Below are 23,010 nucleotides of genomic sequence, written 5' to 3'. Positions count from 1 at the left end.
TATCTTTGTCAGGGGTTGATTTTACCCGTGCTGCGGTAACTTTAATTTTAAATCTGATGTAATAAAATAACATTAATGAAAGGGGGTTGTATGGCACATCCGGGGAGTAATTCATTCAAACACCTTGTTGAAAAGTGGGCGGAGGCTTATAACAGCCATAATGCGGATGCCATCGCGGAGTTATACCATGATGATGCGGTCAATACGCAGATTCCTTACCCAAGCCCTGTACAGGGACGGGAAGGTATCCGGGCTGTATATAAAAAGACTTTTCAGGCTTTCCCTGATATCCGCCTTGAAGTTGAAAAACTGCTGGAAAACGGTGACGGGGCGGCGATTGAATGGGTATTCAAAGGCACAATGAGCGGTGATTTTGCGGGGCATCCGCCCACAGGCCGCGGTTTTAATATGCGCGGATGTGAAGTTTTTCAGTTTAGGGAAGGGAAGATTATTTCGCAGCACGGATACTGGGATAAACAGACGATGTTCAGCCAGCTGGGTATTTAAAAGCGATGGGGTCAGCCCTTGCTTACAGTTCTTTTTAAACTAAAATATTGTGAAATGCATAATACTAAACGCCTTATCCGGGGTTAAAAGTGGAAAGTAAATGCATCTTATTACATTTCTCTTGTGTATAACGATTTTTAACTTTTTGTTATACGAAATCATCTTTTTCTGATATACTTGTATACAGGATAAAAAGGAGGATGGTATGAAAACGCAGCTGAAGGCATTAAGGCTTGAAAAATCTGTTTTAGATTCCCTTGTTCCTATTATAAAACGGAAAAAAACCAATTTTTCCACAATCGTAACAGAGGCGATAGAAAATTATATTGAAGCACAGCATTTTTCAGAAGATATTGAGGCGGGTTATGGGGCCTGGAGTGATAAAAAACATCCCGAACTTAAAAACGGAACTGATAATTATGTAAGAAAGATGCGCAAAGGCAGAAAAATCTGATGCCGTTATTTGATACGGATGTTTTAATTGATATCCTTCGTGGTAAGGCCGGGGCAAAAGAGGCCGTATTAAAATATTCCGGCATGGAAAACCTGATAAGCGTTATTACCTATGGTGAAATACTGTTTGGAATGAGAGAACATGAAGATGAAAAAACACTGATGTTTTTAAATGCTTTTAAAACGGTTGGTGTTGAAAAAGAGACAGCTGAAATTGCCCTTGATATAAAACGCAGGTCAAAAGGCCACTCTTTAGAGTTGTATGACTGCCTGATAGCCGCAATCGCAATAAAGAGAAATATACCCCTTATAACGCGTAATAAAAAGCATTATCCGGATAAAAGGGTAAGGGTTATAACTCCGGAATATTGATTATTTTTTGAAAATAAAATTACCACGCCGGGCCCTGAAAGTAGAAAGTTAATGTGCCAGGTATTGCTTATAATTTTTATTTGTTAAATGATGTGGAAACTTATAATTCAATACGCCCTGTCGTGGGTCTTAACTGAGGATAGGGCGTTTGCTTTCTGTCTTTTGTCTTGGGTTTAACAACGAAAAACGAGACGCAATGTATTGCGTCTCTACTTTAAACGACAACAACCGGTTAATGACGGTGCGTGATTTTCGGTCTGATGATTTTAAGGATTATCAGAGGTGAAGATAAAAGGTTAAAAGCGGACATTTTCACTTTGCCAAAAATCCGGAAAAACACCAAATATTTCCTTGACACCATGATTTATTGTATTAAAATCAATTCGGGAAAGCAAATTCCTTTTTTTTGATACTTTATTTAAACGCTTTAATAATAACCTTAGACGGGGGTTTTATGATAAGAAAAACTGTTTTGAATGCGAAATTTCGCGTGATGATTTTTATGACGGTTATGTTTCTGATGCTGTCTTCCTTATTATACTCCACTCCGTTATCACAAAACGGGCAGCTGAAGGTTATAGGTAATCAATTGTCAAATGAATGCGGACAGGCAGTACAGCTTAGGGGTGTTTCCAGCCATGGGCTTCAGTGGTATGGTTTGGCAAGCTGCATGGATTATTGCTGTGCGACAGAATCGGCTATTCAGTATCTTGCAAATACTGCCGGAATTGATATTTTCAGAATTGCGGTTTATCCGGATGATGACCCCACTTTTGGATACATATCAAATCCCAGCGGATTTACGGCACAGGTTAACAATCTTGTTCAGATATGCGAGCAAAACGGGATATATGCCCTAATAGACTGGCATGTAATGGGCGAATCCAATCCGCTTGTGAATCTGACATATGCACAGCAGTTCTGGAGCGACATGGCAACCGCCCACAAGGACAGGAAAAATGTAATCTATGAAATATGTAATGAGCCAAACTATACAAACGGCGACGGTTCATGGACAAATATCAGAACTTATGCAAATACAATAATACCGCTTATAAGAGCGATTGATCCTGATTCGGTTATAATAGTGGGAACCCCTAACTGGTCACAGCTTGGTTCTGATGTTGTAAACAACAAACTTTCATATTCCAATATCATGTACACATTCCACTTTTACGCGGCAACTCATGACACAAGCATGCTTACTCCTTATATCAATCAGCTTCCTATTTTTGTTACCGAGTGGGGTACAACAGAGGCATCGGGCGCGGGAGGGACAAACAATACCAGGGCAGATGAATTTATAAACATAATGGCCGGTAATACAGGCGGCCCTAAAATAAGCTGGTGCGCATGGTCATGGTCAGAGGCTCCGGAAACTTCAGGCATGCTGAATGTTGGAGCGTGCACTTCAGAGAACTGGACATCGCTGAAACCGACCGGTTCTTATGTCATGGGAAAGATTTCAAGTCCCGCTGATAGTTTTGGCACATGTTCTGTTCCAACCCCTACGCCTACCAGCAATGGGCTGACCCCTATACCAACAGAGACAATTCCGGCAACAGACCTGCGCCTGGACAGCATGACGGATGGGGATGACACCAGCAATATTTGTACATACTGGTATTCATACGATGACAGTAATGACTGTACTGATAAGGACTGTGTGGCCAATCCGCATGGAAACTCGCAGATAGTTCCATGGTCAAAGGACCATTGGGAAGATCTTGGACTGCCGGTTCAGAAATTCTACATGCAGCAGCCGGGACGCAACGGCGCGGGCGATTACGCCGCGCGTATTACGGGCGTGGTCACCACTACGTTCTTATACGGATTTACAGGGCTTGGGCTTCCGCTTGTGGAACCGGAAGGACCCGTTAACATAAGCACGGCCACCGGAATAAGTTTCTGGTGTAAAAGCAGCCAGTCCAGGGATTTCAGGCTGAAAATAAATTCACCGCAGGCATTCGGCGGAAAGTTAGACGAAGACATGTACGGTTATGTCTTTACCGCGGGAACTTCGTGGCAGAAAGTAACTGTTGATTTCTCCAGCCTGTTATTTTCACAGGAAGGCTGGGGAGACAAAACCGTAACAAAAACAATGGCGCTTTCTGCTGTTGATACAATTCAGTGGCAGACGGAAGGCCAGACAGGCGCGCCTTATAATTATGACCTTTGGATTGACGACGTGGTGCTTTTAAACGCGCCTGCCGCCCTTAAGACGGTTGCTGCCGGCGGCTGTTCACCGCCCACTAACACGCCCACGTGGGATCCGTTACAGCCTACTTTTACAAAAACACCCACGCCTGCTTATGAAATGCGGGTTAACTGCGGCGGCGCCCAATATACTGACGGCGCGGGCAAGATATGGCAGGCAGACAAGGCTTTTACAACAGGTTCGTGGGGGTATGAAGGCGGCGGCGGAGTTGCCGATAATTCAGCCAATGGCGTAGCCGGGACCACGGATGATACGCTTTACCAGTTTGAAAGGTGGGGAAGCCCGTTTTATCGCTTTACACTGCCCAACGGCACTTATCAGGTTACTTTAAAATTCGCGGAGATGTATTTTACAGGAACGGGTTCAAGGATTTTTGATGTATTAATTGAAGGTGTTACTGTCGTTGATAATCTGGATATTGTAGCCGCGGTCGGCGCTAAAACCGCACACGACGTTACGGTAATAGTAACCGTGACTGACGGCAGGCTTGACATAACTTCAAGTGCAACCGTGGACGGCGCGCTGTTTAACGCCATATCAATTATGGGATATTCTTCGCCTGTTAATACGCCCACTTATACACACACCGCAACATATTCGCGGACTTTTACACGCACATATACAAGGACAGCCACAAGGACGGCAACGTCCACGGCTACAAGGACAATTACAAGAACATCAACACCGGTTATAACTCTTACCAATACGGCAACAAATACTTTAATTGCCACGCGTACGGTCACGGTTACAAACACTGCTGTTCAGACATTCACTTTTACAAGAACCGCAACGCAGACCGTCACAAGAACGCAGCAGCCAAACACGGCAACTAACACAGTTACACGGACACTTTCCGCAACGCCCACTAATTCCGGGACAATAACAACCACCATTACCCCGACAGTTACTGTTACGCTTACTTCAACTGACTCGCCGACGCCCACGGCAACAACAGGGGCGTACCTGACAGCCGTAATAAATGTTTCTCCTGACACTGTAAATACGGGCGATACCATAACGGTAATAATGCAGGTGGAAAACACAGGTACAGGCGCCGCCTCTGATGTATTGCCTTCAGGCCTTGTGCCTTCGGGTACGGGAAGCGTGACGCTGGTTTTGGCGCCGTCTATAGCGGTAACCATACCTGCGGGAGCAACCGCTTCGTTTACCTGGATATATACTGCGGCATCGCAGGGAGTTGTTACATTGCAGGCAAGCGCGGGCGGTATTGACTCTGTTGGGACATGGCCGGTAACAAGCGGGGTTGTCACAAGCAATAATCTGGCAATAGGCGTGCCGCTGCCCACGAACACACAGACATATACGTTCACGGACACCGCGACAAATACGCCGACTTTTACCCATACATTTACCGCGACAGATACAGCAACAGACATGCCTACGCAGACTTATACAAACACGCCTACTGACACAACAACCGATATACCAACTGAAACGTCAACACATACGCCTTCGTACACATCCACACATACGGCCACAGATATGCCGACAGGGGCAAATACGCACACGTTGACAAATACTCCCGCTGTTACGGCAACGCATACTGATACCGCGACGAATACGCCGACAGATATCCCGGCTGAAACGTTCACGCACACTTCAACGTATTCCGCAACCAATACTTTTACACGCACATATACATCCACAAATACTCCCACGCACACTAATACTAATGCATGGACTTCAACAAACACTCCTGTTGACACATCCACATACACCCACACGCCGACAAATACACCTGAAAATACGGCCACTTATACTAACACTCCGGAAAACACATTTACGCCCACGCCGACTTTAACGCCGGCGGGTTCCAAAGACCTTGAAATTAAGGATGAATTTGTATTCCCAAACCCGTATAATCCGAATCTTGGATTGCCTTTCAGGATAAGGGCATCTTTCACCGGCGGGCACAGCAGTGTAAGCATAAAGGTTTACACCCAGTCGCTGCGCTGTGTTAAGGAATTTACTTTTGCAGGTTCTGCCTGGCCGGGGATAAGGACAATGGAAGTTCCCGCGCCTGTGCTTTTAAATCTGGCGTCCGGCAGTTATTATTTTGTGATAACGGCAGAGGATAAAACCGGCAAAAAATCCGCAAGCGGAATTTCAAGTTTAATAATACTTAAATAAGTGCGGTTTAATATTTCAAAAGCCCTGTTTTAGGCCTTAATCCTGAATAGGGCTTTTGACAGTTGAAAATATAGGGGGAATTATAATGTTTAAAATGGGCAGAATTCAATTTTTATTAAGTGTATTTTTGTTGTTTACATCAAGTCTTATGGCGGTTCAAGTGTATGAAACTGATTTGACAACAAAAGTTCCGGCTGAAATCAATTATCAGGGGTATATTACAGACAGTGCCGGGGTGCCTATAAACGGATTAAAAGACATCAATATTTTAATTTATGATTCTTTAACAGGCGGTAATATGATGGCAAGTACAATACGTTCATCTGTTAATATATCAAACGGTTATTTTAACCATATATTCGGATCGACAACTGAAAGAGAAGGAGGAGTGTTTAAATATTATTATACCTCTACCGGTAATTCAAGCATACGATATAATGTTGATTTCAGAAAAAAATACTATATTGAAATACGGTTTACTGATGTAGGTTCGTCAGCATGGGAAACACTTTCTCCGCGTCAGGAAATGACATCAGTTCCTTATGCTATGGCTGCCAGAAAAGTTGTTTATACCCAGGTGCTTACAGTGGCTTATGACGGCGGCGACGAAGGCTCTGTTTCGCGTGCGGTTGATAGAATATTGGGGCAGGGTACTTATTCAACCGAGGGGCCTTTGACGCCTGCGCCTTCTATTAACACTCCGTGGGTTATAAAAGTTCAGGGCGGCCGTTTTAATGAAGCCGGCACAACCGGCGGTTCGGGCAGGGTGATTTTGCCTGATTACGTTTCGGTAGTGGGTGAAAGTTCAAAAAGTTCGCAACTTGATTTAGGGGGTATAACACTGGGCAAAAGTTCATCGCTTGAAAATATTAAAATATGGGGTGGAACCGGTCTTAACATCATTAGTGCTTCAAATGTTACGGATGCACGTGTACAAAACTGTGTTATTGAAGGGCAAAATATAAATTTTGGTATAGATTTTTCGGGTTCGGTTAATTGTGTCGCACAAGGAAATCAAATAATTGGATATGGCGCCGGCGCGGCAAAAGGAATTAATCTGGCCGGTTCAAGTTATTGTTATGTAAAGGATAATTTAATAGATATTGCATATTCTGTACTTCCCGCAAGTACTTCCGGTTCCAGGGGTATAACAGATTCCGGTACGCCGTTTATTGACTGCTACATAACAGGCAATACTATCAGATATGTTACAACGGGTGCGGCGGGCACTACAGCTTCAGTCGGAATATTTCTTACAGCAGGGGGAACCGGCAGTGTTGCGAACAATGTTTTTCATAAAGGTGCGCCCGCTAAAGATATTGTGAACGGTGCTACAGGCGCCCTGCCTGTATGGGGCGCCGCCGGCCCGCGCGGTAATTTTAATATGCGCAGCGACGGGACTGCCATGCCGTCTTTTTAAGGGTAAAAGATGAAAAAAGTTTTCTTTTTTTTAGCGGCTTTTTTAATATTTAGCGTTTTTTCTTTAAACGCGCAGTCATCCGCGAATTATACGATTGTTAAAAATGTCCTTGATGGAGGTGGAAATACATCTTCTTCTTTGTCGTATAAGTTGTTGAATGCAGTGGGGCAGATTGCTGTTCAGACTTCTTCATCTTCCGGGTATATACTTTATTCGGGTTACCTGCATCCTGCCGCGCCTGCTAATACCGCCACTGTGACGGCCACAATTACGTCAACGGAAACAATTACGGCTACAGCGACAATGACACAGACAAAAACAAATACAGCCACCTGCTCGCCGACAATTACACTGACCCCAAAAAATACATTTACCCCAACTGTAACCGCAACGGTTACATGTACACCCACGCCAACCCCGGAACTTTTTGCCGCCAATTTATCCGGCGCTTATTGTTATCCGTCGCCTTTAAGGATGGACAGGGGAAATAATATTTTGTTTTTTGTAAATCTTACAGAAAAAGCGGTAATTAGAATTTATAATTTAAACGGGGAACTTGTTTATACGGCAATAAAGGATGACAAATCACCCGGTTTTTCATGCAATCTTAATGGCAGCGCTTTTGTACCGGGAGTATATGTTTATGTTATATCTGACGGCAGCGGCGGTATAAAAAAAGGTAAATTCGCGGTTTTGCGTTAGGGCCGGAAAAAATCTTTTTATTATTCATCAAATAATAATTAATTGGCTTAGTGGGCTATATCAATAACAGGGGATTGTATGAAGTTAAACTGCAGTAAGATTTTAATTTTTTTGATTATAATATTTTATACGGCTCTCCCTTTACGCGCCGCGGAAAATATCAGCGGCACGGAATTCCGGCTTATGTTTAACAGGGCCGGCTCCGCGTCATCGTCAAAATATCTGATAATACTGAGCGCTGTAAATACATCGGGCACGGTTGAAATTCCGGGACTGTCATTTTCTCAGCCGTTTACGGTATCCCCCGGCGTGGGAACAAAGGTTGCGCTTCCCGTTGATGCTTATGTTACATGTCATGATTGTATAGAGCAAAAAGCGGTTCACATAACGGCGGATAATGATGTCGTTGTATACGGTTACAATATGGCAACTTATTCATCCGATGGTTTTTTGGGCATACCGGTCAGTGCCCTTGGTACGGAATATTTTATTTCAACGTTCGGGAATTTCACCACTGATCCGGAAATGGGAGTCGCCGCGTCGGAAAATAATACGACTGTTACTATTAACCCTTCTGTCAGCACAGGTTCAAGGCCGGCGGGAGTTCCTTTTAATATAGTGCTTAATGAGGGGGATGCATATCAGCTCTATGAAAATCTTGATCTTACAGGCACGCATGTTACCGCGGATAAACCTATAGCTGTTTTTTCGGCTCATGAAAATGTTTTTGTGCCGTCAATGACACTTGCGGGGTCTTCAAGCGATCACATTGTTGAACAGAATTTTCCGGCATACAGCTGGGGTAAAGAATTTATCACGGCTCCTACCGGTAATTATATGATAAATGATACTTACAGGGTTGTGGCTTTAAGCGACGGGACGGCGGTAAACATAAATGGGGCTGTTGTTGCAACCATAAACAGGGGAAAATTTTACCAGACTGCGCTTTCCATGCCGTCCAGAATAACAACAAGCAAACCGGCACAAGTCATGCAGTATATGCACAGTGTTGACTACGGCGGAAAGGACCCGTCCATGATAACCGTGATTCCGTGCGAACAGTTCAGGAATTCTTATATCGTAAGCACCGTTAACCCGTCAATTGGCACAAATTACATTAATATTATTGCTCCTTTAGCTTCTGTCGGACTGCTGACCCTTGATGGGAACCCTGTGCCGGCAGGGGATTATAGTGCCGTTACGGGAAGCCCTTATTATTATGTAAGAATTTATGTTTCGCAGGGTGTTCATGAACTATCTGCTCCTGATCCTTTTGGGGTATATGTTTACGGCAACGCAAGTTATGAATCGTACGGTTATCCGGGAGGTTCGGCAGTCAGGGATATAAGGCCCACTTTGACTGCAACTATGACGGCCACGTTAACCGCAACCGAGACAGCGACACAGACTGCCACCTGCACGGCTACAGCATCAGAAACCGTTACAATGACATCCACAGCCGTTCCTACGGCAACTGCCACAAATACTCCGCCGCCGCTTATGCTTATACTTAAGGGAAATTATCCGAATCCGTTTAAGTATGATACGGATATCATTTACTGGCTGTCAGTTGATGCGGTTGTAAGTGTTAAAATATTTACGGTATCCGGTGAAGTCCTTCTGGAAAAGCAGGGTATAAACGCGCTTGCCGGGTATAACAGGTTTTATTGGAAAGGTAAAAACCGGGCAAATAAAGATGCTGCTTCCGGATTGTTTATTTACAAAGTGACAGCATGCACCGAATCTGAAAAAAAGTCGGAAATGTCAAAATTGGTGCGCGTAAGATAATACGGGTATTACATTCACGGCGGGTGGGGACGGATTATGGACGGGAAAAACTGATGTTCTAAGCCATGACGGAACAGACATGGCTTCAACAAATACTTTAGATGACAGACGCGCCGCGTATATAGAAGCGGTAGTAACAGGCACCGGGACTTTGTCTTTCTGGTGGCGCGTATCATCGGAGCCTGATTATGATGAATTTAAATGGATTGCGGATGGAGTAGAGCAGGAAAGTATATCGGGAGACACGGCTTGGGCGCAGGTTTCCGTCTTTATAGACGGCACCAGCACAATAAGGTGGGTTTATGAAAAGGATTTATCGCTCTCGGGAAATGACGATAAAGCATATCTTGATCAGGTTATATTCACACCGCAGTAGGGATTAAACAGTATAATATTACGTTAAAGATTGTAATCTTTTTTGTTTCTGTTTTATTTACGGCAGCAGGATAAAAAAACAAATTAAACGTTATTTTTTATGCCGGACGGTCAGTTTTGCCGTTTGTTATATTTACAACAGAGTGATAAAAATATATTAAAACATAGAGGGGGGGTATTATGAAAATCAGTTTTCATTTTTTTTTGTTGTGTGTTTTGGCTGTTGCTGCCGCTTTTACGGGATGTTCGGGGTGCTGCTGCAAGCCCAAAGACGGGGAAATAATTAACTCTATCACGCTAAATTACCGCGCAGGTAATGTTCCTAAATCTTATCAGGCAAATTTTCAGGAAGGCAGCAATTCGTATACAATTAATTATGATGAATTTCCGGCAGGTATACCTTTTCAGGCTTACTTATCAGCGAAAAGCAGCGCCTGTATTATGTCTGTTAAAACATCGTGGAGAAAAGAACACGATGACCGCATGGTGTTTTACCAGCCATGGCAGGAAAAACAATTTTTAAATAAATGTATGGTGTCATCATACGGGCAGCGCATAACCGGGCTAGCCGGAGCCGTAGGGGATGTTTACGGCTTTTTTGTATCCGGGGCAGATACAAAGGGAAGAAGCATAAATAATTCAAACCTTTTTGTCCGTTTTAAGTATATTCCCGGAATTAGCCCCGCAAATACACCAACCCCGGGGACAAGTACAAGCTGCCTTTCGCAGGGGCAGCTGCTTGTAAGCCTTGCGTGGAATCAGCTGCAGTCAGGGGCTAAATGGGCGGGCTCGATAGCGCAGAATCAAATCAATTCATATTGCGCCGGCAGAAGGATAAAAAAGATTATAATACCATATAAGGTGTCGTGTTTTGCCCAGCCGTCAATAATTATGACTGACTGGCGCGTAAAAGTGGGCAGCACGGAATATACCGGTTTTACATGTAATGAGGCGTCCAATCAATGTGTTAAAGACGTAAATATACCGCTTTCGGCTTATACGGTGGAAGCGCACTCGCCGAACTGGCATTCCGAAGACCCAAATTCGCATCCTTCGGTTTTAAATTTTCAGCCGGTTATGATTAATTTTAAGGTTGAATAGGCGGTTTGGTCCTTTAAATGCCCTGTTTGACGTCAGGCCTTAAACACTTAAACAGTTGATAATTAACGAAAAAATACTTTGATGATACATCCTAAATCCGTAGAAAATAAAATCTATCCGGATTGACAGAAAATTCTGATTTTTCTAATGAGGGGAGTATTATATATATTAAAAGATTACCTGAAAATCTTAAAAAAGCCTATGAAACCGTATATAAAGTCAAAAACAGGATAAAATTCAGGAAAACGAAATAGGCGAAAAAAGTCAATGTCTGACAGAGTATTTGCATTACAAAATACTTGTTTGGCTGTAATAATTATTAAACATTAACATATTGAAAATTTGAATTGAAGGAGGCTTAAAAATGTTAAGAAGCTTAAAGAGTCTTAAAGGGTACAGCGCGCTGACGCCGGAAGATGAAATGGGAAGTGTGGAAGATTTCTTTTTTGATAACAAGTTGTGGATTATAAGGTACCTTGTGGTGAAACTGGATAAACAAATACCGGGTAAAAGTGTTCTTGTAACTCCGAAAGCACTGATTAAGGCCCCGGACTGGGAAACCAAGAGTTTTGTATTTGATATTTCTTCGGACATGCTTGCCAAGTGTCCGGATATTGACTTGAAAAAACCGGTAAACAGGCAGGAAGAGGACAAACTGCTTAAACATTTCAGCTGGCCTGTCTATTGGCAGCAGCAGTCTATTTACGGCAGCCCGGTTATCACGGGTATTAATCCTGGAAAAATAACACAAGAACCCGAAGAAGAGCCTGAAGAAAAAAATGTTGACCCGCACCTGTTCAGCGTACAAGGCCTTATTAAGTATAAAATACAGGCCAAAGACGGAGAAGTTGGTAATGTAGAGGACATCATTATTGATGACGAGACATGGCAGGCGCATTATCTTGTCATAGATACAAATTCCTGGCTGCCCGGAGGCAAGGTGTTGGTTGATCCGTCATGGGTTGACGAGTTTGAATGGAAACGGGAAAGTGTCAGGGTAAGCGTTACTAAAGAAACGCTTAAGCAGAGCCCCGTTTATGACCCTTCGTCGCCGGTAAACAGGGGATATGAGACAAGGTTGTATGATTACCACGGAAGGCCCAAGTACTGGGAAAAGTAAAACAAATTATTGTGTCAAAATGTATTGTTAAGAAAATGAATATGTAATAAATTAATAGCGGGTAATAGTAATAATTGTATTATTATTCAGGGAAAAAAAATCCTTTAAGGGGGTGTTTTATGACGGGGAAGTTAACAGGGATATTAAGGTTAACGGTCTGTGTTTTGTTGGTATTTGTCCTTGTGGGGTGCGGAACCATATTGTACCCGAAACGTGCGGGGCAGAAGGGCGGTCAGATTGATGTAAGCGTTGCCGTTATGGACGGGCTTTGCGTACTGCTGTTTGTTGTTCCGGGAATTGTGGCATACATTGTTGATTTTTCGACCGGATGTATTTACCTGCCGGGGACTTACGGAAGCATGGAACCGGAAGATATGAAAAAGGTCTCGTTTGACCCGGATAACAGTACTGTTAAAGACATAGAGGATATTGTGTCAAAAGAAACCGGCATTGATATTTCCGCAAACAGCCCGGCGCTTAAAATATATTCGTTTGAATCGTTAAGCGAACTTGAAAAAAGCGCTGCAGTTTTAATGCTCGGTGATAAGATTGTTTTAAGCCGCAGATAACAGCAGTTTAATTTCTAATAAAGCAAACGCCCTGTTTTGGGTACAAACCCCGGACAGGGCGTTTGCTTTTTATTGTTTTGCGTATTTAACAGTATATTGTATAATAACCAAACAGCGCTTTAAGTTTTGGGGGAAGGCGTAATAGAATTAGGAGATAATTATATGAAAAAAATTACGTTTATATTAGGTGTTTTATCCGTCTTTATACTGCCGTTTATCGGATGCAAAAAAACATCAGCCCCCACAATGCCCGCGCCGCCGGATACCATGATGACAGTAACAGAGATAATAAAGATATCTGATTCTGCCAGGGCGACACAGACGCATGAAGCCGCGTCCACATCAACAGCAATTGCGGCGCTTTTTACGCATACATCCACAATGACAATCACCTCCACTCCCACAATCACAATAACCGCGACAAAGACAGTTACCGCTACTGTTACATGCACAAGCACCGCGGCTCCGCCGGTTTATATTCTTTACGATCCTCTTACAGAAGGGCCGTCGCCTGACCCTGCCAAATGGGATTATCAGAGTTCGGGAGCGGGAAATACCATAAATGTTGGTTTCGGCAGATTTGATTTAAGGGCAAAAACAAGTGTTCCCGGAAGCGATGCGGTTGTTTCAATGACATCAAAATGCCCTGAGGGCACAAAAGCATTTAAAGGGCGTATCTATTACTATGGTTTCAGCGCCATTGGATATGATGATTATTGTATGTTTACGATAGAAACAGGAAATTCGCAGGATGGATTTACACAGAAATTTTATCAGTTAGCCAGATCCTATTTTGAAGGTAATTATATAATCTTTGAGGTTAAACATATATCAGGAAATAATTACACCGTAAGTGTCAACGGCAGCGCGCCGGAAAACGTTGTGTACGCGCATCAGCCTCAGGTAAGAATGAAACTGGACATACATTTAACATCTAATTTTATTGGAGCCACAGCCAGTGCTATTTATTGGGCAAAGGATTTTTATTATTACTGACAGGCATCGGGGAAGATGAAATAATATTATGATATAAAATGTTTTAAATCATACTTGGGAGGGTTTATGGAACCTGTTCATTCAAAGGAAAGTATTTACGGAAGTATCGCTTTTGTCATGGGAATTCTTATCCTTATCGGTGCGGTTGTATCTCTGATTGGTATTGTGATTCTGCTTGTTGTTTTAATCGGCGTTATTATTTCGCATGGCTACTTTGCCGCTGTTATCAGGCAGAATTCTATTAAGGTGTCAGATAAACAGTATCCTGAAGTTTACGAATCCGTTAAAAAGCTCTGCGGCGCAATGAAGATGGCATCAATACCGGAAGTATATATCATGAACGGCGCGGGCGCGCTTAACGCCTTTGCGGCAAGGCTGCTTAAAAGGGATTATGTAATAATATATTCCGACATATTCCAGATGGCTTACGAAGAGGGCGCGGAAGAACTTGAATTTGTGCTGTGCCATGAACTGGTTCATGTAAAAAGAAAACACACTTCTAACTGGGTGAAAAAAATAGGCGCGATGTTTGTGCCGTTTCTGGAACTTGCTTATTCCCGCGCGTGTGAATACACCTGCGACATGCAGGCGGTGTATTTTACAGGCAAGAAAAGCAGCCATGCACTTGCGATGCTTGCGGTGGGGAACAAAGTACATAAAAAGATAAACCTGCAGGCGGTAATTGAACAGTCGCAAAACGAGCGCGGGTTTTTCCCGTGGCTGGTTGAAATAACTTCCACACACCCGGCACTGCCAAAGCGGATAAAGAATTTAGAGGCGGCAGGATAAAAGTTTTTATATCGGTTCAGGATTGGTTTAGTTTAATTGAAAGTCAGTTTTTGTCTTCTGATGTTAAGGTATAATACGTCGTGTCCGTGGTTTAAATCCGCCTGTCCCGCATGGTTGATTGGATTTATTTCTGAAAAGGCGACCTGTTAAACGGATGTGTTTGTTATTAATCTGCAGAGGGCGTCCTTAAGTGTTATTTACGTTTTTTAAGTTTTCCGTAGACGTCTTTTGTTATTTCCATGACAAGATTTTTATCATTGTCGTTCAGATTTTTAAGCAAAAGTTCTATTTGCTTCTGGTATTTGTCTTTGCTGTTAACAGGGGCGGATTTAAAATTAATAAGATTTGTAACAGGGGTGTTAAGGGCTATTGCAAGTTTGTGTATGGTTTCAAGGCTGCATTTATTTCTGCCCCTTTCTATCTGGCTTATAAAATTAGAACTTATTCCCGATAACTCGGCAAGCCTTTCCTGTGTAATATTTGATTTCGTTCTTATTTCCTTTAATCTCTTTCCTGTTTCTTTATAGATGTCCATTTAGCCACCCCGTTTCATATGATTATAGTAAAAATCATATTACCACTGGTGCTATATAACAACATACTATAAATTAGGCTGTTACTTGACTTATGGTTATAATAATGGTAAAAATATACTGTGATCTTAAGGGCATATAGGAAGCTTGGGGCGGGTGAATTTTATAAGGGCTTGGAGGGGATATGGGGAGTGTTCAAACGGAGGCGCTGCTGCGAAAAAAATATGAACTGATACGCGCGCTTGATTGTGCAGGCGATTCGGTGAAAAAGAATCAATTAACAAAACAGCTGGTAAAAGTTGAAGAGTGGATAGAAGAAGCAAAGAAAAATAGTGATTGCGGTAAAAAAATGATTAATCAGGAGCCGGTATCAGGGCTGCGTGTTAATGGCGGCACGGAAAACCCGGTTTTTGATTTTCAATCCGCACGGGAAATTTCCGGAAGGATATAAAACGCCCCGAATAAGGTATATTGATCTGACGGCACCTCAATAAAAATCCTTTTTATTGTTTTGTAATTTATACTTGATTGATAACTCTATCTGTGTTAACCTTTTAATAAGTTAACCAAAGTTAACCTTTGTTAAAGTTAACATAAGGAGGGTTTATGGAAAAGAAGGAATTTTACAGCATACCGGAACTTGCAAAACTTATGAATATAAGCCGTATAGCGGTTTATAAGAAAGTTAAAAAAGGTCAGATAAAAGCAAAAAAGGCGGGCAGGGATTATGTAATTCCGTCATCTGAAGCGGATGATTTTATTGTCAGCGATGAAGAACCGGCGGCTTATGGCTGGATTTCAAAAGGCGAACTTGCAATATATGAATCGGTGAACGGGCCTTCTGTGCAGGCAAAACTTATTAATGATTCCATATGGCTGACACAAAAACAGATAGCATCGGTTTTTGGGGTTAAAAGGCCTGCTATTACCAAACATATTAATAATATAATAGATTCAGGAGAACTTGAAAAAAATGCAGTAAGTTCCATTATGGAACATACTGCAGAAGACGGTAAAAGTTACGGTACTGTTTTTTATAATCTGGATATGATTATTTCTGTAGGATACAGGGTGAATTCAATTAAAGCCACCCGGTTCAGGGTTTGGGCTACGTCCGTTCTGCGCGAATATGTTACAAAAGGGTTCGTGCTTAATTCTAAAATGCTTAAAGACAGCACTATGAAACTTGATGAACTTAAGAATGCCGTGGGGATTCTTTACAGGGCAATTAATGATGAAAGCTTCAAGGGGCTTGAAGCGGAATTAATAGAGGTCATTAACAGTTTTGCCGGTTCGCTGAATATTCTTCAGAATTATGATGATATGAAACTTAAATCGGGCGGTAAAAAGAAACAGGAATATGAACTTACATATGGTGACGCTATCAGCGTTATTGAAAAATCAAAGGTGCAATATATTAAAGGCAAAAAGGCATCCGCGTTGTTTGGAAAAGGCAGGCCTGATAAACTTAAAAGCCTGCTTGGCGCGGTAAACCAGTCTTTTAACGGCAAAGATGTGTACCCGACTGCGGAAGAAAAAGCCGCGCATTTATTATACTTTGCCGTAAAAGACCATCCGTTTGCCGACGGCAATAAACGTATTGCCGCGATATTGTTTTTATATTACCTGGCAAAGAACAGGCTGCTTTTTAAACCGGACGGCAGCACGTCTATCAGCAACGGCGCGCTGGCATCGCTTACGCTTTTAACTGCGATAAGCGCCCCCGCGGAAAAAGACACGATTGTAAAAGTGATTTTAAATGTCATGAGCGCAGGGTAGAAGAATTGATAATGGTTTTTGATGCTGTTTTTGTTTTTAATGTAGAGGCGTAATACATTACGCCTCCGGGGTTAAAAACAAGACGTAATATGGTTCCGGTAGTGGTAGACGCGGGTCTTTAGCCCGCGGATTTTGAATTTTCCAAGCCAGGCACAATAAATATTCTGTAAGTTTTTACTGTTCAAGTGATACAATAAGTTTAAATAAATAATTTGCCGGAGAGAAAATGAAAAAAATACTGTTACTTCTTGCGGTTTCGCTGCTTTTGTCTTGTTCGGGGAAGAATACCGCGTTACCCGCGGTGCAGACAGATCCCAAAATTCAGTATATAGCGCAATATACCGGGACTACAGATGTTTCAATTACAAATTCGGGTTTTGAAAGCGCTGATGACTTTTCCGGATATTTCACAGTGCCGCAGAACCACATGGAGACAGCGTCGCATGAACTTTCACAGGATAATATCTATGGCGGCAATTTTGCGCACAAAGGGTGGATATACGGGGCAAATACGGTGATTTATGGTACAAACACAAACCACAGGGGATATCCCACGGTTCAGATGTATAAAGATAAAGGGGTTTTTAGCGGCCCGGTGTTTATTGAACTTATGGTATGGCTTGATATCGCACTGGAAGAAATGGAAAATAAAAACTGGTTTTCATTTGTCACATTATGTACCTATTCTGACGACAGCTGGTACAGGGTTATAACCGCGAATATAAGTTATAACCACAACCTGCACCTGTTTCATGTACCTAATCAGGGGGAACATGTCATAGATATATATGAAAATGACGCAATAGCGTTTCCTATGAGGCAATGGGTGAAAATAACAATGCTTGTTGATTTCTCATCCCAAAATCAGTACTCTTCGCCTTACGCGAAGCTTTGGCAGGATGGGGTACTTGTATCTGCGGCCACATTTAATCCAAGGATTAATCCGCCTGCTGATTCTGCTTTGTGGCCCGCGTGCCTTTCGGGCTGGGACGGGAATGATGTGGCGGATGCGGAAAGTATGTGCTCTTTGACATATGAACAGGGCCTTGCACAGGCGCATTTTGGCCTTTATGCCGCGCCTTTGCTGTCATCCGGCACGGCATATAATGATAATTTAAAGATTTACGAACTTTTGTATCACTGACATATTATCTGCATTCATACGCTTGCAAACAGTAAACTTTCATATCCGCGGATATAATTAGGAAACAGATTTAATGTATTGTATTTATTATCCGCTTTTTTTACTTTGTAAATCTTACTCCGGGGAATTAACAAAAACTGCGTACTTCTGAAAAAAATTGCGGTATTTTAACTTTGAATTCAAACCTGTTTATTGTAAAATAACAAAATCGTATTTTACAATTTGGAGGCGCCATGAAAAAAAGGCAGTCGTGGGGTTCGCGGCTTGGAATTATTATGGCTGTGGCGGGTTCGGCAATAGGGCTTGGCAACTTTTTAAGGTTTCCGGTGCAGGCCGCTTCTAACGGCGGAGGCGCTTTTATGATTCCTTATTTTGCCGCGCTTTTGCTTGTGGGAATTCCGCTTATGTGGATTGAATGGACAGCAGGGCGCTACGGCGGCGGTTTTGGACACGGTACAGCGCCGGGAATATTCCACACGATGGGCAACAAAAACCGTTTTATTAAATATTTCGGCGTCGTGGGCATGTTTGGGCCGGTTGCCATTTTTCTTTATTATTGCTACATAGAATCATGGCTTTTAGGATTTACTTTTTATTCGCTTACCCCGCAATACGCAAAGGCGCTTGAAGCGGGGCTTACCGCGGAATTCTTTGGAAATTATATAACCGTAAAATCCCCCTTATCGCCCGCTTACATATTTTTTATAATAACTTTTTCGCTGAATTTCCTGATTCTGTTTTTTGGAATAAAAAACGGGATAGAGCGCGTGTCAAAATTTTTAATGCCAGTTCTGCTTATGCTTGGATTATTTTTAACAATAAGGGTTCTTACCCTTGATTCCGCCGGCACAAAGATGGGATGGTCTGTCAACGAAGGCCTTGGTTTTATGTGGAATCCTGATTTTGCGGTGTTAAAAAACGCAAAAGTATGGCTTGCCGCGGCAGGGCAGGTGTTTTTTACCTTAAGCGTGGGAATGGGCGTTATTATCACGTACGCCAGTTATTTAAAAGAAGAAGACGACGTGGCGTTATCCGGCCTTACCGCCGCTTCCACCAATACGTTTGCCGAAATAATAATAGGCGGCAGCATTGTCATACCCGCGGCTTTTGCTTTTTTTGGGCCGGAAAAAATAATACAGGTGGCGGGCAGCGGCGCTGTAAGCCTTGGTTTTATAACAATGCCTATTGTTCTGGCAGAAGTTCCGTTTTCAGCGTTTTTTGCCTTTGTCTGGTTTCTGCTGCTGTTTTTTTCCGGCATTACCTCATCCATATCAATGCTTCAGCCTTCAATCGCGTTTTTTGAAGATGAATTTGACGCCTCTCGAAAAAAAGCCGTTGCCATTATAGCCGCTGTGACGTTTATACTTATTCAGCCGGTAATATTTTTAATGTCCCACGGGCTTATTGACGAACTTGATTTCTGGGGCGGCACTTTCGCGCTTGTCCTTTTTGGCACCTTTGAAGCTGTGCTTTTTTCATGGGTGTTCGGTATTGACAAGGCGTGGGATGAAATCCATAAAGGCGCGCAGATGCGTATCCCGAAAATTTACAAGTGGATAATAAAATATATTACCCCCGCTTTTTTAATCGTGATACTTGTCATGTGGTTCATACAGGACGGATGGCCTGTTATAACAATGAAAAATACCTCTGAAGCGGACAAAATTTACATACTGTGGACAAGGATAGGGCTTATGGCGCTTTTTGCCGCCCTGTGCGTTATGGTGAAACTTGCGTGGAAAAGGCGCGGGGAAAAGGGGGATGAATAAAAATGAAAATATCTGGCATAATTTTTATGGCGTCCGCGTGGCTGGTAATTATTCTTACGCTGATATACTGTTTTGTAAGGATAATAAAAGAGAAAAACGGTAATTAAGGTACGCCCGGTCTGTGTCTGCGGATAAAAAAAGGCGCGTTTTACCGCGCCTTTTCCATAAGTATAAATTTACTGTCTTGACATTGTTACGTTGTCAAAGATAAATTCCACAAAAGGGGTTGAAAGCCCGTCGCCTTCAACGCTTATGTAAAATCTTACCTGTTCCACTATGGCAAGTATCTGTGGCGTGGTCAGCGTTGTGCTTGTGTTGGTGAAAGTATAAGGGTCAAGCGACAGGGAAGCCCAGTTACCTGTGCGGTCAAGTTCTATTCCTGATATTTCAAGCCTGTGTGCTATTGTCGCATCTATAAGTGAAATGTTTAATTTTATCTTATCTGCTAAAACGGCATCTGTGTTTACCTTGTAGCTGAAGTTTAAACGGTTATAAGCGGAAAAATCGCTGCCAACCCCGTTTACCGAACGCGTCTGAGGATAAGCGGCAAACCATTTGTTATTATCATTCTGAGCGGTCGCGGAAACGCTGTATGCTTTTGTGCCGTATTCTGCCGGCTGCGATGAAAGTGTAATGCAGTTTTTGGCGTAAAGATCAATTCCTGTTGTTACAGCGCCCAGGACCTGGTTTGTGCAGTTAGAACATATTATTGAGGTAATACATGATGACTCTTCAAAATCCGCAATTGTGACAGGCGTTGCCGTAGGTGTATTTGTACCTGTATTTGTGGCTGTGTATGTTGCCGTGAATGTGGCAGTCGGCGCAGTTTCGGCCGGAACTGTAGGTGTTTTTTTACTGCAGGAGAGTATAACTGCCATAAAAAGGACAATAGATATGAAAACATAAAGACCTGAATTCTTTGACATGCTGCACCCCTTTATTTTTTTGTCAGCTAATTATAATTCACCTGTCTTGCAGTGTCAAATGATATATGAATTTAATTGCTGTTTTAACCCGTATTTTTTTGGGGCGCATAAAATAAGTATAAACGGGGTGCTGATTGCCATGTTTATCTGCACGTTGTCATTGGGGGAAATTTATGTTAATATTTATTAATTAATTCAAAAAAAATTAACACTCACAGCGCTATTGACTGTTAAAAAATTAGGAGAATGCCATGAGAAACAACATAATTCATCCCGGAGCTGACGAACTTACGTATGAAATACGCGAGATAGTAAAGGTTGGAAATAAGATTGCAAAGACTGGCGTTGACATAATATGGGAAAACATCGGCGACCCGGTTGCCAAAGGTGAAAAAGTACCCGAATGGATAAAGGACATTGTGGCGGACACGGTAAAAAATGATAATTTAAGTTACGGGTATTCTCCAACCGAAGGGCTTTTAGAAACCCGTGAATACATAGCAAAAGAACGCAACCTTGAAGGCGGCGCGCAGATAGTACCGGATGACATTCTGTTTTTTAACGGCCTGGGCGATGCCATAGCGACAATATACAATTACCTGAATAAAGAGTCGCGCGTAATAGGGCCTAACCCGGCGTATTCAACCCACTCTTCCGCGGAAGCGGCTCACGCGGGTTCGCGCCATATTACGTATAACCTTGACCCCGATAACAGCTGGTATCCGGACCTTGCCGATATGCGCGAAAAAATAATCAGGCACCCTGAAATAAGCGCGATTTTAATTGTCAATCCTGATAATCCCACAGGTATGGTATATTCGCAGGATGTAATAAAGAAAGTTGTGGATATTGCCAAAGAGTTTGATTTGTTTATAATATCGGATGAAATTTATTCCAACCTGTTTTACGGAGGCTCAGTTCATAACAAACTGGCAGCGGTAATAGGCGATACCCCCGGAATGGCGCTTCGTGGAATATCCAAGGAATTCCCATGGCCCGGTTCGCGCTGCGGCTGGGTGGAATTTTACAACAGGGACAAAGACGCGAAATTTGCCCGTTACGCCAAGACAATCATGGATGCCAAGATGATGGAAGTATGCGCGACAACGCTTCCGCAAAGGGTGCTGCCTAAAGTGATGGGCGATGACAGGTATTACCCGTATCTTGCGCAGCGCACCGCCAGGTACTGGGAAAAATCACAGGCCGCTTACGCGGTATTCTCCAAAATGCCTCAGCTTAAGGTTAACCTTACAAAGGGCGCGTTTTACATGACTGTCGTGTTTAAAGACGGCGTTTTAAAAGACGGACAATCTTTAAAACCAATTAATGAAAAAGCCGCGGAGATAATAAAACCGCTTTTAAAAACAGACGTTCTTGACAAACAGTTTGCATACCACCTGCTTGCGTCAAGGGGGATATGCGTTGTGCCGTTATCGTCAGGATTTAATTCAGACCTTTATGGCTTCAGGATAACACTGCTTGAAACAGACATGGATAAGTTTAAAAATATAATAAATACGATAGCGGATGCGATAAAAGAGTATATCTCTTCAAAATGATGCGGGAGGTTTGCATGGCAAAGAAGAGCCCGGCGGTTATTGTTATTGCAGTTTCATTTTTGTTTTTTATGGTATTAATCGGGTGTAACAATTCTTCGGAAACTCCTTCTTCTCCCGCGCCGGCAACCCCGACACCCACAACTGCTGTGCCTGATGATTCTGACAGCGACGGCATTCTTAATACCGCTGATAATTGCCCTTCTGCTGCAAACGCAGACCAGGCTGATGCGGATAATGACACTTTTGGCGATGCGTGTGATAACTGCCCAATGGTTGCAAATTTCGGACAGCAAAATAGCGATGGCGATACAAAAGGCGATGCCTGCGATAACTGCCCTAATACGGCCAATAACGACCAGTTAGATTCTGATAGCGATGGAAAAGGCAATGTTTGTGACAATTGTGCTTTTGTTTCAAATCCCGGCCAGTCTGATGCTGATGGCGACCAGGTGGGCGACGCGTGTGATAACTGCCCGGGTATTGCAAATACAGATCAGGCAGATGCTGATAGTGACGGCAAAGGCAATGCGTGTGACAACTGCCCGTCAATTGCAAATGCGGATCAGTTGGATAATGACGGTGATTCTGTGGGGAATTTATGTGACAACTGCCCGGATATCGCGAACCCGGATCAGGCCGATTCGGATATGAACGGCATAGGCGACGCCTGCGACACTGAATAGAAGTTACGTAAATATTGCTTATAATTAATTTGAAGTAATATAGAAATTAAGGGGGA

Annotated in this window: 21 protein-coding genes; 19 read left to right on the top strand and 2 right to left on the bottom strand. The window is 42.8% G+C overall.

What is annotated here, in order from left to right; all coding sequences use genetic code 11:
• The first annotated feature begins 75 nt into the window (after positions 1-75).
• From CVV21_11325 to CVV21_11265, 13 genes are all read left to right on the top strand, one after another.
• Positions 76-507: a polyketide cyclase gene (locus CVV21_11325; GenBank protein PKL90736.1), complete on the top strand. Its 432-nt coding sequence runs from the start codon at positions 76-78 to the stop codon at positions 505-507.
• Between the two features lie 205 nt (positions 508-712).
• A complete protein-coding gene (locus tag CVV21_11320; GenBank protein PKL90735.1) occupies positions 713-961 on the top strand; it encodes a hypothetical protein in 249 nt (82 codons plus the stop codon).
• Positions 961-1,332, top strand: a complete 372-nt coding sequence (locus CVV21_11315) for a VapC toxin family PIN domain ribonuclease (GenBank protein PKL90734.1) — start codon at positions 961-963, stop codon at positions 1,330-1,332. The genes CVV21_11320 and CVV21_11315 overlap by 1 nt, the downstream gene beginning before the upstream one ends.
• A 454-nt stretch (positions 1,333-1,786) precedes the next feature.
• Positions 1,787-5,701 carry a hypothetical protein gene (locus CVV21_11310; protein PKL90733.1) on the top strand — a complete coding sequence of 1,305 codons (3,915 nt, stop codon included), beginning with the start codon at positions 1,787-1,789 and terminating at the stop codon, positions 5,699-5,701.
• A gap of 85 nt (positions 5,702-5,786) precedes the next feature.
• Positions 5,787-7,121 carry a hypothetical protein gene (locus CVV21_11305; protein ID PKL90732.1) on the top strand — a complete coding sequence of 445 codons (1,335 nt, stop codon included), beginning with the start codon at positions 5,787-5,789 and terminating at the stop codon, positions 7,119-7,121.
• A 9-nt stretch (positions 7,122-7,130) separates the two neighbouring features.
• Complete coding sequence (locus CVV21_11300) at positions 7,131-7,823, top strand: hypothetical protein (protein PKL90731.1); 693 nt, start codon at positions 7,131-7,133, stop codon at positions 7,821-7,823.
• 78 nt (positions 7,824-7,901) lie between these two features.
• Positions 7,902-9,611: a hypothetical protein gene (locus CVV21_11295; GenBank protein PKL90730.1), complete on the top strand. Its 1,710-nt coding sequence runs from the start codon at positions 7,902-7,904 to the stop codon at positions 9,609-9,611.
• Positions 9,612-9,690: 79 nt separating this feature from the next.
• Positions 9,691-9,987 carry a hypothetical protein gene (locus tag CVV21_11290; protein ID PKL90729.1) on the top strand — a complete coding sequence of 99 codons (297 nt, stop codon included), beginning with the start codon at positions 9,691-9,693 and terminating at the stop codon, positions 9,985-9,987.
• 179 nt (positions 9,988-10,166) lie between these two features.
• Positions 10,167-11,087 carry a hypothetical protein gene (locus CVV21_11285; protein PKL90728.1) on the top strand — a complete coding sequence of 307 codons (921 nt, stop codon included), beginning with the start codon at positions 10,167-10,169 and terminating at the stop codon, positions 11,085-11,087.
• A gap of 364 nt (positions 11,088-11,451) precedes the next feature.
• Positions 11,452-12,207, top strand: a complete 756-nt coding sequence (locus CVV21_11280) for a photosystem reaction center subunit H (GenBank protein ID PKL90727.1) — start codon at positions 11,452-11,454, stop codon at positions 12,205-12,207.
• 119 nt (positions 12,208-12,326) lie between these two features.
• Entirely contained in the window at positions 12,327-12,776 is a 450-nt protein-coding gene (locus CVV21_11275; protein ID PKL90726.1) for a hypothetical protein, read from the top strand.
• A 162-nt stretch (positions 12,777-12,938) separates the two neighbouring features.
• Positions 12,939-13,772 carry a hypothetical protein gene (locus CVV21_11270; GenBank protein PKL90725.1) on the top strand — a complete coding sequence of 278 codons (834 nt, stop codon included), beginning with the start codon at positions 12,939-12,941 and terminating at the stop codon, positions 13,770-13,772.
• A 66-nt stretch (positions 13,773-13,838) separates the two neighbouring features.
• The gene (locus CVV21_11265) at positions 13,839-14,561 is read left to right on the top strand and encodes a peptidase M48 (protein PKL90724.1); all 723 of its coding nucleotides are present in this window, start codon (positions 13,839-13,841) and stop codon (positions 14,559-14,561) included.
• Positions 14,562-14,754: 193 nt separating this feature from the next.
• Here the strand turns inward: CVV21_11265 and CVV21_11260 are convergent, their stop codons facing one another.
• On the bottom strand, positions 14,755-15,096 hold the full coding sequence (locus tag CVV21_11260; protein ID PKL90723.1) for a hypothetical protein: 342 nt from the start codon (positions 15,094-15,096) through the stop codon (positions 14,755-14,757).
• A gap of 182 nt (positions 15,097-15,278) precedes the next feature.
• Here CVV21_11260 and CVV21_11255 point away from each other — a divergent pair, with 182 nt between their 5' ends.
• The 4 genes from CVV21_11255 to CVV21_11240 all read left to right on the top strand — a co-directional run bounded on the left by CVV21_11255 (position 15,279) and on the right by CVV21_11240 (position 19,786).
• Complete coding sequence (locus tag CVV21_11255; protein PKL90722.1) at positions 15,279-15,545, top strand: hypothetical protein; 267 nt, start codon at positions 15,279-15,281, stop codon at positions 15,543-15,545.
• A gap of 155 nt (positions 15,546-15,700) precedes the next feature.
• Positions 15,701-16,873 carry a cytochrome C biogenesis protein CycH gene (locus CVV21_11250; protein PKL90721.1) on the top strand — a complete coding sequence of 391 codons (1,173 nt, stop codon included), beginning with the start codon at positions 15,701-15,703 and terminating at the stop codon, positions 16,871-16,873.
• 226 nt (positions 16,874-17,099) lie between these two features.
• Positions 17,100-18,017: a hypothetical protein gene (locus CVV21_11245; GenBank protein PKL90720.1), complete on the top strand. Its 918-nt coding sequence runs from the start codon at positions 17,100-17,102 to the stop codon at positions 18,015-18,017.
• Positions 18,018-18,250: 233 nt separating this feature from the next.
• Positions 18,251-19,786: a sodium:calcium symporter gene (locus tag CVV21_11240; GenBank protein PKL90719.1), complete on the top strand. Its 1,536-nt coding sequence runs from the start codon at positions 18,251-18,253 to the stop codon at positions 19,784-19,786.
• Between the two features lie 176 nt (positions 19,787-19,962).
• Here CVV21_11240 and CVV21_11235 read toward each other — a convergent pair whose 3' ends face one another.
• Positions 19,963-20,712: a hypothetical protein gene (locus CVV21_11235; GenBank protein ID PKL90718.1), complete on the bottom strand. Its 750-nt coding sequence runs from the start codon at positions 20,710-20,712 to the stop codon at positions 19,963-19,965.
• Between the two features lie 251 nt (positions 20,713-20,963).
• Here CVV21_11235 and CVV21_11230 point away from each other — a divergent pair, with 251 nt between their 5' ends.
• A complete protein-coding gene (locus tag CVV21_11230) occupies positions 20,964-22,271 on the top strand; it encodes an aminotransferase (GenBank protein PKL90717.1) in 1,308 nt (435 codons plus the stop codon).
• The gene (locus CVV21_11225; protein PKL90716.1) at positions 22,268-22,954 is read left to right on the top strand and encodes a hypothetical protein; all 687 of its coding nucleotides are present in this window, start codon (positions 22,268-22,270) and stop codon (positions 22,952-22,954) included. The genes CVV21_11230 and CVV21_11225 overlap by 4 nt, the downstream gene beginning before the upstream one ends.
• Positions 22,955-23,010: the final 56 nt, after the last annotated feature.

Source organism: Candidatus Goldiibacteriota bacterium HGW-Goldbacteria-1 (assembly GCA_002839855.1).
Lineage (GTDB): Bacteria > Oederibacteriota > PGYV01 > PGYV01 > PGYV01 > PGYV01.
The sequence above is the reverse complement of the archived record's forward strand: the minus strand, read 5'-3'. Positions and strand labels throughout refer to the sequence as shown.